This is a genomic window from Geomesophilobacter sediminis (assembly GCF_016458275.1).
In the GTDB taxonomy this organism is placed as follows: domain Bacteria; phylum Desulfobacterota; class Desulfuromonadia; order Geobacterales; family Geobacteraceae; genus Geomesophilobacter; species Geomesophilobacter sediminis.
The window spans coordinates 132308-149098 of record NZ_JAEMHM010000015.1 but is presented as its reverse complement, the minus strand read 5'-3'; the positions used below and the strand labels follow the sequence as shown (position 1 = coordinate 149098).

Here is a 16791-nt window from a genome sequence, read left to right as displayed (position 1 = left end):
GCTGACCACCTCCTTGGATTTGCTGACCACCTCCTTGGATTTGCTGACCACCTCCTTGGATTTGCTGACCACCTCCTTGGATTTGCTGACCACCTCCTCGGATTTGCTGACCACCTCTTCGGATTTGCTGACCACCTCTTCGGATTTGCTGACCACCACTTTGGATTTGCTGACCACCGCGTCGGATTTGCTGACCACCTCGTCGGATTTGCTGACCACCTCGCCGGATTTGCTGACCACCTCGTCGGATTTGCTGACCACCTCTTCGGATTTGCTGACCACCTCGTCGGATTTGCTGACCACCTCTTCGGATTTGCTGACCACCTCTTCGGATTTGCCGACCATCCCTCCGGATTTACTGACCATCCCTCTGGATTTACGGACTACCTCTTCGGGTTTGCTGACCACCATTTCGGATTTATTGACCACCTCTTCGGATTTGCCGGCATGAGGTTCGGATTTTCGGAGTACCCTTCTGCACCATAGAGTTATCCTGCTTCGAGATGCAGATCCTTGGGGAGAGCCTCGTGCATGAATGAAAAAGGAGCGCGTTCACTGCTCCCTGGTATGCTTCTGTCTGTCTCGGTCTGGTGCCATTTTCTCATCGGGAGTGAATGCGAAACCGTTTCAGAATGTTGGGGTCCGGGCCGATACGTACTGGAGACCCCGCAAACCGAACAAAGTTTTGATTGACTTTTGGTTATCAAGAGAATAGATAGCGTAGACAAAAAAATAGAACAAGGTGCCGCTTTTCGGTTGAAATTCTGGGGTGTCGCTGTTGGTAGCTGTCGCGTAAATGTAGTCTGATGGATCGTAACATAAAGAGATATCAGGCTTTATTTGGTTGCGAAGGGCCCTTTCGCTGACTGTCTGAGAAGGATGTTTGTTTTACTCAGAATAACGTTTCGAGAGCCAAAAATTAAATAGGAGCAGAAGGGGGCATCATGAACATTCATGAGTACCAGGCTAAAGAGATCCTCAGCGCCTACGGTATCCCGGTCCCGCGGGGCCGGGTGGCGTTGACCGCGGACCAGGTGGAGCGGGCCGCCAAGGAGATGGGGGGGCGCTGCGTGGTGAAGGCCCAGATCCACGCCGGCGGCCGCGGCAAGGCGGGCGGGGTAAAGCTGGTCTTCCATCCGGAAGAGGCGCAGAATCTGGCCAAAGAGCTTTTCGGCCGGTCCCTGGTGACGCCGCAGACCGGTCCGCAGGGGCTGCGGGTTCGGCGTATCCTGGTCGAGGAGGCGGTGGAGATCGCCCGCGAATTCTACCTCTCCATGACGCTGGATCGCGGCTCCTCGCGCTATATCCTGATCGCTTCCGCCGAAGGTGGGGTCGAGATCGAGGAGGTTGCAGCCAAGACTCCTGAAAAGATCCATACCCTTTCCATCGATCCCCTGATCGGGCTGCGCCCCTACCAGGCGCGCAAGATCGCCCTTGCACTCGGCCTCACCGGCAGCGTCTGCGAGGACTGCGTCTCGTTGATCCTGAACCTGCACAAGGTGCTCCTCGAAAAGGACTGCTCGCTGGTCGAGATCAATCCGCTGGTGGTGACCAAGGCTGGGTGGCTGATGGCGATGGATGCCAAAATCACCTTTGACGACAACGCCGTCTTCCGCCACCGCGAGTACCCGGACATGATGGACTACTCCCAGCTCGATCCGCTGGAGATCAACGCCAGCAAGTACGACCTCGCCTATATCAAGCTCGACGGCAACATCGGCTGCATGGTGAACGGGGCCGGCCTGGCCATGGCCACCCTGGACGTCCTGAAAGAGTGCGGCGGCGAGCCCGCGAACTTCCTGGATGTCGGCGGCGGGGCCACCCGCGAGAAGGTCGCCGAGGCCTTCAAGATCATCCTCCAGGACGGTGACGTGAAGGGGATCTTCGTCAATATCTTCGGCGGGATCATGCGTTGCGACATCATTGCCCATGGCATCATCGAGGCCGCCGCGGAGGTTAAATGCACCCTCCCGATCGTAGTGCGGATGGACGGCAGCCAAGTCGAGGAGGGGAAACGTCTCCTCAGCGAGTCCGGGCTCAACGTCCAGTGCGGCGACAACCTCGGAGACGCGGCCCAGCGCATCGTGCAGATGCTGAAGGCCTCGAACGGCGACAACTAGGGGGCGATCATGTCGATACTTCTCAATAAGCAATCGAAAATCTTGGTCCAGGGGATTACCGGGCGCAGCGGCCTTTTCCATACCCAGCAGTGCCGCGAGTACGGGAGCAACATCGTAGCCGGCGTGACGCCGGGCAAGGGGGGGATCCACATCGAGGGGATCCCGGTTTTCAATACCGTGGAGGAGGCGGTCCGCTACACCGAGGCGAACGTCTCCATGATCTTCGTGCCCCCTCCGGGTGCGGCCGACGCGATCCTGGAATGCGCCGACTGCGGGCTCGACCTGGCGGTATGCATCACCGAGGGGATTCCGGTCCGGGACATGGTGCCGGTGAAGCGGATCCTGGCTGCAAGCAAGATGCGGCTGATCGGCCCGAACTGCCCCGGAGTCATAACGCCGGGGGAATGCAAGGTAGGGATCATGCCCGGACACATCCACCTCCCCGGCAAGATCGGGGTGGTCTCCCGCTCCGGCACGCTTACCTACGAGGCGGTCAAGCAGTTGACCGACGCCGGACTGGGGCAGTCCACCTGCGTCGGGATCGGCGGGGACCCGATCATCGGGACCAACTTCGTCGACGTACTCAAGATGTTCAATGACGATCCGGCCACCGAAGCGGTTTTCATGATCGGTGAGATCGGCGGCGCGGCCGAGGAAGAGGCGGCGTTTTACATCAAGGAGCACATGAAAAAGCCGGTGGGAGCCTTCATTGCCGGTGTTACCGCCCCTCCGGGCAAACGGATGGGACACGCCGGCGCCATCATCACCGGCGGCAAAGGAAAGGCAGCGGACAAAATCCGCACCCTCACCGAGTGCGGCGTCACCGTCGCGACCAGCCCGACCCGGATGGGGGAGGCGATGCTGGAGGCGATGGGGAAGAAGTAGGTTTAGCCTCACCGCAGAGGACGCGGAGAACGAGTCTCTTCACAGGGACGGGCAAGATGGGCAGGATCGGGTACCCATCGCTGTGGGAGCGCCATTACCGGCACGATTAAAAGAGAAGGGCGGCATCGGAGATCCGATGCCGCCCTTCTTGGTGAATGTTCTCCTCTGGGAAGCGTTTGGCTTACCCGGTGGGAGCGCTTTTCCAGTCGCGATCAACCCCAACCGTTGTCACCGCCTTCGGCGGTTCGCGCCTGGAAAGGCGCTCCCACAGTAAATAAAAAGGTCTTCCATCAGTTAATCAGGGGGGGCCATGGTCACTCAAACCGGTGCGCTCAATCCGTAACCGCCATCACCGGCGCCACTCGCGGCATGGGCCGGCTGCCGCGTGCCCGCCAGTTCGTTGAACGCCCACTCCCCGATCCTTCTTTTCATCGCCTCAAGGTAGAGCCGCTCATATTTGGCGGCGGCATCGTCCCAGGTGAACCGCTGCCGCATGGCATTTTGGCGCAGCGCGGTAATTGCCTGCGGGTCATGATACCAGGTGTGGACTGCCCAGCCGACCGTGTCGAAGAGGGCGCCGGCAGTGAGATCCCAGAACTTGAAGCCGGTTCCGGAAAGATGGCCCGCATCGAAGTTGTCCACCGAGTCGTCGAGACCGCCGGTGGCCCGCACGATGGGGAGCGTCCCGTAGCGCATGCTGTACATCTGGTTCAGCCCGCACGGTTCGAACGCCGAGGGCATCAGGAAGAAATCGGCGCCCGCTTCGATGCGGTGGGCAAGGGCGTTGTCGTAACCGATCCGGCAGGCAAAACGATCGGGATGCTTGCCGGCCAGCCCGCCGAAATAGAAGTGCGACCACGGCTCGCCCGCACCCAGCAGCACGAACTGCGCATCCAACTCCAAAATGCGGGGCATCGCCTCGGCCAGCACGTCGATCCCCTTCTGCTTCACCAGCCTGCCCACCATCCCGATCAGCGGGACATCGGGACGTACCGGAAGCCCGAGCGCCCGTTGCAGCTCACTTTTGCAAAGGGCCTTGCCGGAAACCTCGGCCGCCGAGAAATTGGCCGGAATGAGCGGATCGCTCTCGGGATTCCATTCCCCGTAATCGACGCCGTTCAGGATCCCGAAAAGATCCCAGGAGCGTTCCCGCACCACACCTTCCAAACCCCAGCCGTACTCGGCGGTCTGCATCTCGCGAGCGTAGCCTTCGCTGACGGTGTTGAGCAGGGTGGCGTGGTACATGCCCCCCTTGAGCAGGTTTACCTGGTCGTCCTTTTCCAGCTCCAGGAAGTTGAAGTGCTCCCAGCCGATCCCCAGGACGTCCATGGCACCTTCGTAGAACTCTCCCTGGTGCTGCATGTTGTGGACGGTGAGAACGGAGGCGGCGTTGCCGAGGTGGTGGTCGCGGCGCAGCGCGGTGTTCATCAGCACCGGAATGGCGGCCGTGTGCCAGTCGTGGGCATGAACCACGTCCGGGGTGAAGTCGATCATCTTGCACAGTTCCAGCGCGGCGCGGGACAGGAAGATGAAGCGGTTGTCGTTGTCGAGGTACCCCTTGTTGTCCTGCTCGTACAGCGTGTCCCGCCCGTAATAATCCTCGTGCTCCAGGAAGTAGACCGGTACGTCGCTGCCGGGAATACGCCCCTCCAGGACACCGCAGTACATGTTGCCGATGATCCCCATCGGGACCACCAGCACGCCGGGAAGGGGCTTCAGGTCGAAGCGCTGCCGGTCCACCTTGTAGTAGCGGGGCATGACCAGCCGCACGTCGTGACCGCGTGCTTTCAGGTATTTGGGAAGGGCACCGGCGACGTCGGCGAGCCCACCTTCCTTGGCGAAGGGCACCGCCTCGGAGGCGGCCATCAATATGTTAAGGCGCATACCTGCCTCTCTCATTGGATGTGTTGGAAAGCGGATTATAAACCTATCATGCACGGGGCTGTGAAGCAATGGTTCTAATGGAGTGAAATGGGGGGGATGGGTGGGCATTTTGTCGAGGAACAGGTAGGTATTTTGAGGAGTCTTTCCACCCACAACCCGGCCCGGGACAATCGGAAACTCCGATCATTGGCCCTTGCTATGGGTAATAATCCGCAGGTTGCTGGGGAATATCCTACCATTCTGGTGGAGTGAAGGTCGTCAAAGCGCCTCGGGGCGCGAGTCCGCCTCGCGGGCACGCTTCGTGCTCAAGGATTGGTTGGAGATTGTGCGCGACTCCGCGAGTTCTTCCAAGGTTCAGCATGATCCGGCCATAGAGACAGCACCATCAACACCAGCAGAGAGGGAACGTACAGCATGCGAAAGCAAGGACTAATGGCAGCATCACTCATTGTCGCGGGGCTTATGGCAGGATGCAGCGGGGGAAGCAATTCGGGCACTTCGGGGGCGACGGTCTCGGGTAAGGTGGCCGACGGGTATCTCGTGAACGCGGTCGTGTTCATGGACAAAAACGGCAATTACCAGCTGGATCCGGGGGAGCCCTCGGCCACCACCGATCAAAACGGCTCGTACACCCTCAACGTCGCTCCCGAGGACGTCGGCAAGTACCCGATCGTCGCCATGGCGATCCAGGGACAGACCACCGATGCCGACACCAACCAGGCCGTGACCGGAACCTACGTCATGTCGATGCCGGCACAGGCCGTCAGCGGCACTGGCACGGCCATGGTCACTCCGATGACCACCCTCATTCGGGAGAACATGGAAGCAAATCCGGGGATGACGCTCACCGATGCGATGACCCAGCTGCGTGACCAGATGAACCTGCCGGCCGGAACCAACATGATGGCCGATTACGTAAGTCTCGGGGCGGCAGGGTCGACCGATCCGAACAAGGGGAACTACGCCCTCATGCACACGGCGGCCCAGAACATGGCGTCGTTGATGGCGGGTCAGGCCGCGCAGATCATGAGCGGTACCGGCACCTCCGCCTCGACCGATGTGAACCGCTTTCGCGGCATGATGGGGGCGATCAACGACCAGCTTTCCCAGATGGTCGCTGCCATGCCGGGCGGCTCCCAGCAGAGCCAGTCGATGATGAACCAGATCGCGGCGAGCGTAACCTCCCAGGTCGCGTCCATGCCGGCCATGACCGCCGGCATGCCGTTTCGGAACATGAGCACTCTTTTCCCCAACCTGACCAACGCCCGTTTCTGGAATATGAGCGGCCATCCGATCTCGGGCATGATGGGCGGAAAAGGGGGGAGCGCCGGCACCGGCATGATGGGAGGCTCCACCGCCGGGACCTCGGGGAGCGGCTCCTCCGGAACTTCGGGGACGACGGGCGGTACCGGCACCGGTACCGGCATGATGGGAGGATCCGGCTCATCCACGACCGGCACTGGCACCAGTGGCAGCGGCTCCACCGGAAGCTCAGGCACCGGCGGCACCGGGATGTCCGGCTCCACCGGAACCGGCATGACCGGGGGCAGCAGCTCGAGCGGGACCGGCAACGGGATGATGGCGAAGGCCAGACGGTAGCCGGCCTCCCAACCTCAGGAAACAAGAAAGGGGCTCACCTCATCAGGTGAGCCCCTTTTGCATGTACCTGGTGGGCACGGGAGCCACCCTACGGTTTGGATGGCTGCGCTTCCAGGCGGGCGACCCGCTGCACGACCGGCGGGTGGGAGTAATAGAAGAGCGCGTAGACCGGATGCGGATGGAGGTTGGAAAGGTTCTCCCGGGTGAGTTTCTTGAGCGCCGTGGCGAGCGCGTCGGGCATCCCGGAGAGGTCGGTGGCGAAACGGTCGGCCTGCCATTCGTGCCGCCGGGAAAGCCAGGAAGAGAGCGGCGTCAGCGGGAAGGAAACCAGCGACCCGATGAAGCTCAAAAGAAGCAGCTGGGCCGGGAAGGATACGGTGGGTAGCTCGAAGAGCGCCGGAATCCCGCCCCAGGCCAGCAGCCGATGGGCGAGAAAGCAGACCACGAGGGCCCCCGCCTCGGTGAGGATGATCCGGTTCCTGATGTGACCTTTTTTCCAGTGCCCGACTTCGTGAGCGAGGATGGCGAGGATCTCGCGCGGGTCCATCTGCTTGAGCAGGGTGTCGAAAAGAACGATCCTCTTTACCCGACCGATTCCGGTGAAGTAGGCGTTGGAATGGAGGGTGCGGCGGGAAGCGTCCATTTGCTGCACGCTCTTGATCTTGAGCCCCGCCTTTTCCATCATCGTCCGGATCTCGCCCTCCAACTCGGGGTCCTGCACCGGCTCGAACTTGGAAAAAAGCGGTTCGATCAGGTACGGGGAGACGTAAAGCAAAGTGATCGACACCAGGAAAAAGAAGAGCCAGACCCAGAGCCACCAGTGTTGCGGTGAGGTGCGGACCAGCCAGAGCGCACCCGAACCGACCGCGCAAAGAAGAACCGCCGAAATGAGGGTCGATTTGACAAGGTCGGAGAGCCACAGTCCGATGGTCATCGTGTTGAAGCCGTAGCGCCGCTCGACCCGGAAGGTCTGGTACAGGGAGAACGGAATGTCGAGCACCCCCTGGACCAGGGTGAGGATCAGCATGAAGATGACGCCGCGCAGGATGAAGGAGTCGGTAAAGGTGTCGATCCAGGCGTCGTAGAGCGGGAAGAGCGGGGTAAACAAAAAGGCGAGCAGCAGGATGCTGTCGTAGATCGACTGGATCAGCCCGATCCGGCTCTGTTCACGGGTGTAGCTTACCGTCCGCGCCAGCGCCTCGGCATCGATCACCCCTTCGAACCCGGCCGGCACGAGTGCGCCGTACCGTTTCAAGTGGCGCAGGTTAAGCCAGGAGAGGATCTGTTCAACGGCAAAACGGATCAGAAAGAGAAGGATGAAGGCGCTTTTCATGGGGCTCCGGAGGGGCAGGTGGCATTAAAAAGGCCCCCCGAAACCCGGGGGGCCGACAAAGAATAGCATGGTTCTCAGATAAGTAGGAACGGATTATTCCGGGAGCGGGATTGAAGTGGGGCCAGAGGTGTGGCGAGCCGCGGGATTGCGAATAAAAAAAGGCCCCTCATCAAACGAGGGGCCGAAGTCCTTGCGACTATCTCTACTACATTATTACTTGTCGTTTCCTTTCTTCAACTCCAGGGTGTCACCTGAGGCGGCAAGGTCGACCTGAACCAGGTCTCCCGGCACGAACTTCCCTTCCAGGAGCATGAGGGCGAGCGGGTCCTGGACCTTGCGCTGCAGCGCACGGCGCAGCGGCCTTGCTCCATAGGCCGGGTCGTACCCTTCCTTGGCCAGGAACTCCCGGGCCGGCTCGGTAACTTCCAGGAAGACTCCCTTTTCGGCCAACCGCTGGGTGAGGGTCTGCAGCTGGATCATGACGATTTCCTTGATCCGTTCCAGCGGCAGGGCGTGGTAGATCACGATCTCGTCCACCCGGTTCAGGAACTCGGGTTTGAAGCTCTCCTTCAGCGTGTCGGTGACCATCTTCTGCATCTGGTCATAGTCGGTCGTCCCGTACTGCTGGATGAACTGCGAGCCCAGGTTGCTGGTCATGATGATGACCGAGTTCTTGAAGTCGACGGTGCGTCCCTGCCCGTCGGTGAGTCGCCCGTCGTCGAGGATCTGCAACAGGACGTTGAACACCTCGGGGTGTGCCTTCTCGATTTCGTCGAAGAGCACGATGCAGTAGGGGCGGCGGCGCACCGCCTCGGTGAGCTGCCCCCCTTCCTCGTACCCGACGTAGCCCGGCGGCGCCCCGATCAGCCGCGCCACGGTGTGCTTCTCCTGGTATTCGCTCATGTCGACCCGCACGATGGCCTGGTCGTCATCGAAGAGAAACGAAGCCAGGGCTCGGGCGGTCTCGGTCTTCCCGACGCCGGTCGGGCCGAGGAAGATGAACGAACCGATGGGACGGTTCGGATCGGAGAGGCCGCTCCGGGCGCGGCGCACCGCGTTCGCCACCAGGCGCAGGGCGTCGTCCTGGCCGACCACGCGGCTTTTCAGCCGATCTTCCATGTGGATCAGTTTCGCCGCCTCGGATTCCAGCATCCGGCTGACCGGGATGCCGGTCCACTTGGCAACGATCTCGGCCACCATCTCGTCGTCGACCTCTTCGGGGAGCATCTTCCCTTCCTTCTGGATCTGCTCCAGGGTGAGCCGCTTGTCTTCCATTTCCTTCTCGAGAGCGGGGATCTCGCCGTAGCGGACTTCCGCGGTGCGCGCCAGGTTCCCGTCGCGCTCGCTCCGCTTGGCTTCCTCCTTTTTCTCCTCCAGGCGTTCCTTGATCTGACGGATGTCCTTGAGCACCGCCTTCTCGCGCTGCCAGTGCTCCTTGAGCTGCGCCGATTGGCCCTTCAGCTCGTTTAGCTCATCGTTTAGCTTGTTGAGTCGCGCGGTGGCCGCGGTGTCCTGCTCGCGCAAAAGGGCCTGCTTTTCCACTTCGAGCTGGATGATGCGCCGTTCCACCTCGTCGATCTCGGTGGGGAGCGAATCGGTCTCGATGCGCAGGCGCGACGCCGCCTCGTCGATCAGGTCGATCGCCTTGTCCGGGAGGAAGCGGTCGGTGATGTAGCGGTCGGACAAGGTCGCCGCGGCGATGATCGCGCTGTCCTTGATCCGGGTGCCGTGGAAGACCTCGTAGCGCTCCTTCAGACCGCGCAGGATGGAAATGGTCTCCTCGACGGTCGGCTCCTTGGCATAGACCTGCTGGAAGCGCCGCTCCAGGGCCGCGTCCTTTTCTATGTATTTGCGGTACTCGTTGAGCGTCGTCGCGCCGATGCAGTGCAGCTCGCCGCGGGCCAGGGCCGGTTTCAGCATGTTGGAGGCATCCATTGCTCCTTCGGCCGCGCCGGCGCCGACCAGGGTGTGCAGCTCGTCGATGAAGAGGATCACCTTGCCTTCGGAGCGCGCCACTTCCTTGATGACCGCCTTGAGCCGGTCCTCGAATTCGCCGCGGTACTTCGCGCCGGCGATGAGCGCCCCCATGTCCAGGGCGACCAGGCTTTTCTCCTTGAGCGTCTCGGGGACGTCGCCGGAGACGATGCGCTGGGCCAGTCCCTCCACGATGGCGGTCTTGCCGACGCCCGGCTCGCCGATGAGGACCGGGTTGTTCTTGGTGCGCCGGGAGAGGACCTGGAGCACCCGCCGGATCTCCTCGTCGCGTCCGATCACCGGGTCGAGCTTGCTCTTGCGGGCGAGATCGGTGAGGTCGCGGCCGTACTTGGCCAGCGCCTGGTAGGTCTGTTCCGGTTCCTGGCTGGTGACCGCCTCGCCGCCGCGCAGCGCCTGCATCGCGGTCAGGAGCCCCTCGCGGTTCACGCCGTTTTCGGAGAGAATCCGGGAGCTGGGAGAGCTTTTTTCCTGCAGCATGGCGAGGAGGAGGTGTTCGGTGGAGACGAAGGCATCCTTCATCTGGTCGGCTTCTTTTTGGGCCTGTTCCAGCACCCGGTGCAGCGTCTGGGAAATTCCGAGTTGTACCCCGCTGCCGGTCACCTGGGGGAGCCGTTTCAAGGTGGCGTCGACCTGGTTGCGCAACTGGGAGAGATTGGTCCCGAGCTTTTTCAAAAGTTCCGGGACGAAGCCTCCCTCCTGGTCGATGAGCGCCAGGAGCAGGTGCTCGGTTTCAATGGAAGCAGCGGAGCGGCTCGAAGCCAATTCCTGGGCCGCAGCGATCGCTTCCTGGGTTTTCACGGTCATTTTTTCCGGTCGAATCATGGCGATTCCTCCTCTGCGGGGAATAATAGGTACCCCCCCACCGGGTGTCAAGGTAAGGAGCGGAATACATCACATTGAGCGACGGACGGCTCCCGTCTGTGAGTGTTTTCATATTGTGAGGCATGGCTTTGCTGCAGTGAAGGGGGGATGCAGGTGCGATAGAATCAGGTGCTTGAGGTGCAGAGGATGGTAGTCAACGCTGTAGGAGTGGCATTTCTGCCGCGATCCGCCGAAGGCGGTGATAGCAATTGCGGTTATTCGCGCCTGGAAAGGCGCTCCCACAGGGTAAGCGGCTACCGTGCTTACTTTGAAGAGGATATATCGCGACCGGGATGCCGGGTCGGTGTTGCTGATGGCTTGTTGCCGTACCGCGGCACGCCACCGGCCTGGAAGGAAGGGGAGTCTGCTGGGGGCAGTTACTACTTCTCGGCGGTCGAATCCAGCGGGAGCCCGGGCTGTTTCCAGTTCTCACGCTTGATCTTCGGTCCGGCATAGTAGCGGGGGCAGGACGCGATCAGGGCGGTCGCTTCCTGTTTGCAGGTGCGGCGGCAGGAGAGGCAGAGGTTGTTGATCTGTTTTTGTTGCTGCTTCATGGGTAACCAAAGGGGGAGCCGAGCCGGCTCCCCCGTACTTTTGGGTGACGTTGATGTTGCAGTGCCCTCACCCCGAACCTCTCCCGGGGGGAGAGGGGGAAATGCTTCAGACCACCTTCCGGATCCAGCCGAAGGTGTCGGGGATCTTGCCGGTCTGGATGCCGGTGAGGGTGTCGTACAGGGTCTGGGTGATCTTGCCCACGCCGCCGTCGGCCACGGTCGCGGTCTCACCGCGATACCCGAGCAGCCCCACCGGGGTTACCACGGCGGCAGTTCCGCTGCCGAAGGCTTCGGTGATCTTGCCGTCCCGGATGTCCTTGAACAGGTCGTTCACATCGATGCGGCGCTCCTCGATCTTGAGGCCCAGCTTTTTGGCCAGGGTGAGAACGGAATCGCGGGTGATGCCGTTCAGGATGGTCCCTTCCAGGGGAGCGGTCACGATGGTGTCGCCGTAGGCAAAGAACATGTTCATCGCCCCGACTTCCTCGATGTAGCGCCGCTCCACGCCATCCAGCCAGAGCACCTGGTCGAAGCCCTTCTTCTTGGCTTCCAGGCCCGCCTTAAGCGAGTTGGCGTAGTTGCCGCCGGTCTTGGCCTCGCCGGTGCCGCCCGGGGTCGCCCGGACGTACTTGTCCTCAACCATGATCTTGGTCGGTTTGAAGCCCTGGGAATAGTAAGCGCCGACCGGGGAGAGGATCACGTAGAAATAGTAATGATCGGAAGGCTTGACCCCGATCACCGGCTCGACGGCGATCATGGCCGGGCGGATGTAGAGCGAGGTCCCCTCGGCGGACGGGATCCATTCCTTCTCCAGGCGCACCAGCTGCTCGATCCCGGCGACGAAATCCTCTTCGGGTATGGTCGGCATGCAAAGACGTTCCGCCGAATGGTTAAAACGGCGGGCGTTCATCTCCGGGCGGAACAAGACGATGCTCCCGTCGGCCCATTTGTAGGCCTTGAGCCCCTCGAAGATCTCCTGGGCGTAATGAAGCACCAACGCGGCAGGGTCCATCGAAAAGGGGCCGTACTTCTGGATCCTACCGTCTACCCATCCCTGCCCCGCCTTCCACTCTACGAGGAGCATCCGGTCGGTAAAAATCCTGCCGAAACCGAGCTGGGACTCATCGGTGTACTTCGGCTTCATTTCGGCAGCGGGCAACGGTAGTTCTCGAATTTCCATACGGCTTAAACCTCCGATTCTTCGGCGCGGCAAGCGTCGGTTTTTGGGTATGACCTGTTCCTGTACCACATTTGGCGCCCCACCGGCAAGGAATTTAACCGCCGGAAAAGCGCGCCTTTTTTTTCCCATTCCGGCTCCCTTGATTTTTGGAGGGCGAGTTGCTATATTCTATTAGCACTCATCTCTGTCGAGTGCTAACTGCATCCTAAATGTGCAGATGGAGGTAACGAGAATGACTGCAATGAACCTTTCGATGCCGGTACCGGTAGACAACCTTACCCTGTACCTCGCAGAGATAAACCGTTTCCCGCTCCTGTCGGCAGAGGAGGAGCACGATCTGGCCCTCAAGTTCCGCAGGGAGGGAGACCTGGAAGCGGCCCACCGGCTGATCACCGCGAACCTTCGCTTCGTGGTGAAGATTGCCGGCGAGTACCGCTCCTACGGCATGAAGATGCTGGACCTGATCCAGGAGGGGAATATCGGTTTGATGATGGCGGTGCGCAAGTTCGACCCGATGAAGGGGGTGCGCCTCATCTCCTACGCGGTCTGGTGGATCCGGGCCTACATCCAGAATCACATCATCTCCGCCTGGAGCCTGTTGAAGATCGGCACCACCCAGGCGCAGCGCAAGCTCTTCTTCAAGCTGAACCAGGCCAAGCAGGCGATCATGAGCCTCACCGGCGAGGAAGACCTGCACGCCACCGCGCTCTCCCTCGATGTGAAAGACGGCGAGGCGCAGGAAATGGAACAGCGGATGCGCGGCGAACTTTCGCTGGACGCGCAGATGTTCGAAGGGGAGGGGGCAACCTTCCTGGAAAGCCTTCCGGATTTGCGCCAGAACCAGGAAGAGATGCTCGCGGAGCACGAGGAGAGCGTGGTCCTGGAACAGGGGGTGGCCGCGGCGCTTAAGCTTCTCAACGAGAAGGAGCGCTACGTCATCGAGCATCGCGTGACGGCGGACAATCCGATGACCCTGCAGGAAATCGCCGACCATTTCTCCATCTCCCGCGAGCGGGTGCGCCAGATCGAGGAAGGGGCGCTCAAGAAGATGAAGCGGCTGCTCACCCCGATGGTGATTGAGCGGGAAGCGGCGTAGACCCCATCCTCACCCGGTCCCTCCCCTTGAGGGGGAGGGGACGTGCTGCCTAAGAATAAAAAGAAAACGGGCATCCCAGTTTTGGGACGCCCGTTTTATTTTGCCAGCAATGAACCGTTTCGGTTACCGGAAGGCGTTCTCGGTCCCGGCGCGGAGCCGGGCGATGTTTTCGCGGTGGCGCCAGACGACGATGAAAGAGATCACCAGGGCCATGGCGGTAGGTTCGACGCGCTGCTCGATCACGGCTACCGCCAGGGGAGCGACTCCCGCGGCGGTGATCGAGGCAAGGGATACGTAGCGCCACTTGTAAAGGACCGGGACGAAGACCGCCAGGGCCAGGAGGATCGCTAGCGGCGAGATCCCGAGGAAGACCCCCAGTGCGGTCGCCACCCCCTTGCCACCTTTGAACCCGAGAAAGACCGTGTAGACGTGCCCCAGAAATGCTGCCAGTGCAACCCCGGCGATCATCGCCTCGGAAAGCCCGGCGGCGCGGGCGATCAGGACCGGGAGGAGTCCCTTGAGGCAGTCGCCCAGCAGGGTGAGGATGCCGAGCTTCTTGCCGGCGGTGCGGTAGACGTTGGTGGCGCCGATGTTGCCGCTCCCCTGTTTTCTGATGTCGATGCCGAATGCCTTGCCGAGCAGCAGTCCGGTAGGGATGGACCCGAGGAGGTAGGCACAGAGTACGAAGAGGATTTCTTTCAAAAGCAGGCTCCGTTGATGCTTGTAAAAAGACTGCCCATCCTAGCCTATTTCAAAACAAACATCAAGATGTGGCGGGCGCGATTCCGCGGTCGGGAGGCTCCTTACGCAATCAGCTGATTCTAACGTAAACGTTACCGTGTAAGGTGTTGTTTTTTTTCGGCGACGGTGCTAAAACGTGGTGCACGAACCCTCCCCCCCTGGAGCTGCGATGCCATTGGCCAGAACACTCATGAAGAGCAAGATCGTCTCGGTCGGTATCATGCTCATCCTTTTGGCCTGGTTCGTCGACTCCGCGGTCGATGCCTACTTCGAAAGCGGCACCTTCCTGGAACAGGTGCTTCATCCCGACCGGCACGAAATTACCCTGCGCGGCTTTTTCATCACCTTTCAGCTCATCCTTCTCCTCTACATAGCGCGGTACATGGACCGTCTCGATTCCCAGCAGCGTCAACTCAGCGAGGCGTTGCAACTGGCCGAGTACGAAAAGCAGCGCAGCCAGGCATTCATGGACGCGGTCGGCGATGCGATCAGCATCCAGGATACCGACTACCGGATCCTCTATCAGAACCGCGCCCACCAGCAGTTGGTCGGAGACCATATCGGCGAGTACTGCTACGCGGCCTACCAGCACCAGCCGTCGGTCTGCGAAGGGTGCCATCTCAAGCAGTCGTTTCAGGACGGTCTTTCCCACCGCCGGGAGGTGCAAAACGCCGTCCGGCAGGGGCCGCTTTGGATCGAGGTCGTCTCCACGCCGCTACGCGATCCCTCTGGGGCCATCGTGGCCGGGATCGAGGCCATCCGCGACATCAGTGAGCGAAAGCGGGTCGAGACGGAAATCAGCGAGCTCAACAAGGAGCTGGAGCAACGCGCCGACAAACTGACCCACGCCAATCGGGAACTGGAAGCCTTCAGCTATTCGCTCTCCCACGATCTCCGTTCCTTCATCACCCAGATCAGCACCGCCCACCAGGTCCTGGAGGACGCCTGCCACGGTCAGGGGCAGCCGGATGCCTGCTTTGCCGTGCAGGTGATCGGCGATTCCTGCCAGGCGATGGAGGAGTTGATCGAGGCGATGCTGACCCTGTCCCAGGTCTCGCGGCGGGGGATGCAGCTGGAGCCGGTGGATGTAAGTGAGATGGCGCAGGAGATCGGTTTGAACCTGCTGCAGCAGGATATGGACCGGAAGGTGGAATTCGCGGTGACTCCGCACGTGACGGTGCCGGCGGACCGTTACCTGCTGAAGCTCGCCCTGAGGAACCTGCTGGAAAACGCCTGGAAATACACCCGGGACGTAGCGACTCCGCGTATCGAATTCGGCTTCGTGGAGGCGCAGGGGAAAAAGGCCATTTTCGTGCGGGACAACGGCATCGGTTTCGCGATGGAGGACAAAAGCCTGCTTTTCGCACCGTTTAAGAGGTTGCCCAACTCACGCGGTTTCTCCGGAAACGGGATCGGCCTGGCGACGGTGGAGCGGGTGGTCTTGCGGCACGGCGGGACGGTATGGGCGGAAGGGGAATTGGGGAAAGGCGCTGCCATTTACATCTGGTTGCCCGACGTTTCGGTACAGTCGCAGGGGTGACCGGCGGATCCGCCCGGCTCCGGGGGTGCTTTTTCCCCGGTGGTCAGCACCACCGCGGTCATGGCCAGAAATACCAGGTCACGCAGCAGCGCAAGAAGCGGCGAGACTTTCGCCCCCCCCTCTTTGAAGCAGCCGCAGTCGATGTCGAGTCCGCGGACGGCAGCCGAGGCAAGGGCAGCAATGAAGATGAGATTGAGCGCCCCGATCACCAGGGCCCCCGCCTTCACCCGATACCCCGAAAGAATCAGGAGCCCGGAAAAGAGCTCGACCCACGGCAGCACCGCGGCAACGAGATAGCTCGGGAAATACGGCAGAACCTGGTATGCGGCGATCGAGCCGGCAAACCCGACCGGATCGGCGATCTTGGTGACGCCGGCGTAGACGAAAACCGCGCCCAAAGCGACCCTCACCACCACCGGCAGGTACCGTTTCACTCCGCTCATGCTCCCCCCTTCTCCACCGGGTAACCGGCGTCACGCCACTCCGGGAACCCCCCTTCATAGACGTACACCGTGGTATACCCCGCCTTCAGGAGTATCTTTCCCAGTTCCATCGAGTCGTGGCAGGAAAAGCCGTTGCAGTAGGTGATGACGGTGGTTTTCGGAGTCACCCGGGGCGGCAGGGCGATTTTGCCACGCTGCTTGGCATCAGCCAGCGGCAGGCTCACGGCCCCCTTCAGATGACCCGAAGCGAAGGCACCGCGGTCGCGCGCGTCGATGAAGAGCGTGTCGCCGGCGTTGAAAAGCTCCTTCGCCTGCTCGAGGCCCAGGGGCATGGGATCTTCGGCCGCGGCCGTGGCGACCGCCGGTGTGGTCCCGGCGGCCGGGCCGGTCGCCTCGCCTTTCCATGCTTTGAGCAGAAGCGTGTGGTTCCATGAGATGCCGACCAAGGCCGAGAACAAAAGAATGATCAGCGCCTCGCCGGCTGCCTTGGTCGAGCCCTTAAATGTGTTTTCGGTAGCTTTCATAGTCACCTTCGGGTGCCCAAAAATCCACGGAAGGAT

The 16791-nt window shown here is 61.2% G+C and carries 14 protein-coding genes; 5 read left to right on the top strand and 9 right to left on the bottom strand.

The features are described from left to right. Positions 1-345 (bottom strand): hypothetical protein (locus tag JFN93_RS18055; RefSeq protein ID WP_199385524.1); only part of this gene is annotated, 345 nt, incomplete at its 3' end. A gap of 599 nt (positions 346-944) precedes the next feature. Here JFN93_RS18055 and sucC point away from each other — a divergent pair. Further along, positions 945-2120, top strand: a complete 1176-nt coding sequence (gene sucC / locus JFN93_RS18050) for an ADP-forming succinate--CoA ligase subunit beta (protein ID WP_199385523.1) — start codon at positions 945-947, stop codon at positions 2118-2120. 9 nt (positions 2121-2129) lie between these two features. After that, positions 2130-3005: a succinate--CoA ligase subunit alpha gene (gene sucD, locus JFN93_RS18045; protein WP_199385522.1), complete on the top strand. Its 876-nt coding sequence runs from the start codon at positions 2130-2132 to the stop codon at positions 3003-3005. A gap of 318 nt (positions 3006-3323) precedes the next feature. Here the strand turns inward: sucD and glgA are convergent, their stop codons facing one another. After that, on the bottom strand, positions 3324-4889 hold the full coding sequence (gene glgA, locus JFN93_RS18040; RefSeq protein ID WP_199385521.1) for a glycogen synthase GlgA: 1566 nt from the start codon (positions 4887-4889) through the stop codon (positions 3324-3326). 432 nt (positions 4890-5321) lie between these two features. On the opposite strand from glgA, the gene JFN93_RS18035 reads away from it, so the two are divergent. Then, positions 5322-6488, top strand: coding sequence for a hypothetical protein (locus JFN93_RS18035; protein WP_199385520.1), 1167 nt, complete (start codon positions 5322-5324; stop codon positions 6486-6488). A gap of 88 nt (positions 6489-6576) precedes the next feature. Here the strand turns inward: JFN93_RS18035 and JFN93_RS18030 are convergent, their stop codons facing one another. From JFN93_RS18030 to JFN93_RS18015, 4 genes are all read right to left on the bottom strand, one after another. After that, entirely contained in the window at positions 6577-7821 is a 1245-nt protein-coding gene (locus tag JFN93_RS18030; RefSeq protein WP_199385519.1) for a M48 family metallopeptidase, read from the bottom strand. A 213-nt stretch (positions 7822-8034) separates the two neighbouring features. Next, complete coding sequence (gene clpB / locus JFN93_RS18025; RefSeq protein ID WP_199385518.1) at positions 8035-10638, bottom strand: ATP-dependent chaperone ClpB; 2604 nt, start codon at positions 10636-10638, stop codon at positions 8035-8037. 419 nt (positions 10639-11057) lie between these two features. Then, the gene (locus JFN93_RS18020; protein ID WP_199385517.1) at positions 11058-11231 is read right to left on the bottom strand and encodes a hypothetical protein; all 174 of its coding nucleotides are present in this window, start codon (positions 11229-11231) and stop codon (positions 11058-11060) included. Positions 11232-11337: 106 nt separating this feature from the next. Continuing rightward, complete coding sequence (locus JFN93_RS18015; protein WP_199385516.1) at positions 11338-12411, bottom strand: branched-chain amino acid aminotransferase; 1074 nt, start codon at positions 12409-12411, stop codon at positions 11338-11340. Positions 12412-12652: 241 nt separating this feature from the next. Between JFN93_RS18015 and rpoH the strand changes: the two genes are divergently transcribed. Then, positions 12653-13507 (top strand): RNA polymerase sigma factor RpoH, encoded by an 855-nt coding sequence (gene rpoH, locus JFN93_RS18010; RefSeq protein ID WP_199385534.1) that lies wholly within the window; start codon positions 12653-12655, stop codon positions 13505-13507. A 123-nt stretch (positions 13508-13630) separates the two neighbouring features. Here the strand turns inward: rpoH and plsY are convergent, their stop codons facing one another. Further along, complete coding sequence (gene plsY, locus JFN93_RS18005; protein WP_236021804.1) at positions 13631-14215, bottom strand: glycerol-3-phosphate 1-O-acyltransferase PlsY; 585 nt, start codon at positions 14213-14215, stop codon at positions 13631-13633. A 202-nt stretch (positions 14216-14417) separates the two neighbouring features. Between plsY and JFN93_RS18000 the strand changes: the two genes are divergently transcribed. Next, the gene (locus JFN93_RS18000) at positions 14418-15788 is read left to right on the top strand and encodes a sensor histidine kinase (protein WP_199385514.1); all 1371 of its coding nucleotides are present in this window, start codon (positions 14418-14420) and stop codon (positions 15786-15788) included. Here the strand turns inward: JFN93_RS18000 and JFN93_RS17995 are convergent. Both JFN93_RS17995 and JFN93_RS17990 read right to left on the bottom strand, forming a co-directional pair. Continuing rightward, on the bottom strand, positions 15746-16231 hold the full coding sequence (locus JFN93_RS17995; protein ID WP_199385513.1) for a MauE/DoxX family redox-associated membrane protein: 486 nt from the start codon (positions 16229-16231) through the stop codon (positions 15746-15748). The two genes, JFN93_RS18000 and JFN93_RS17995, sit on opposite strands and share 43 nt — an antisense overlap. Beyond that, positions 16228-16755 (bottom strand): rhodanese-like domain-containing protein, encoded by a 528-nt coding sequence (locus JFN93_RS17990; RefSeq protein ID WP_199385512.1) that lies wholly within the window; start codon positions 16753-16755, stop codon positions 16228-16230. The genes JFN93_RS17995 and JFN93_RS17990 overlap by 4 nt, the downstream gene beginning before the upstream one ends. Positions 16756-16791: the final 36 nt, after the last annotated feature.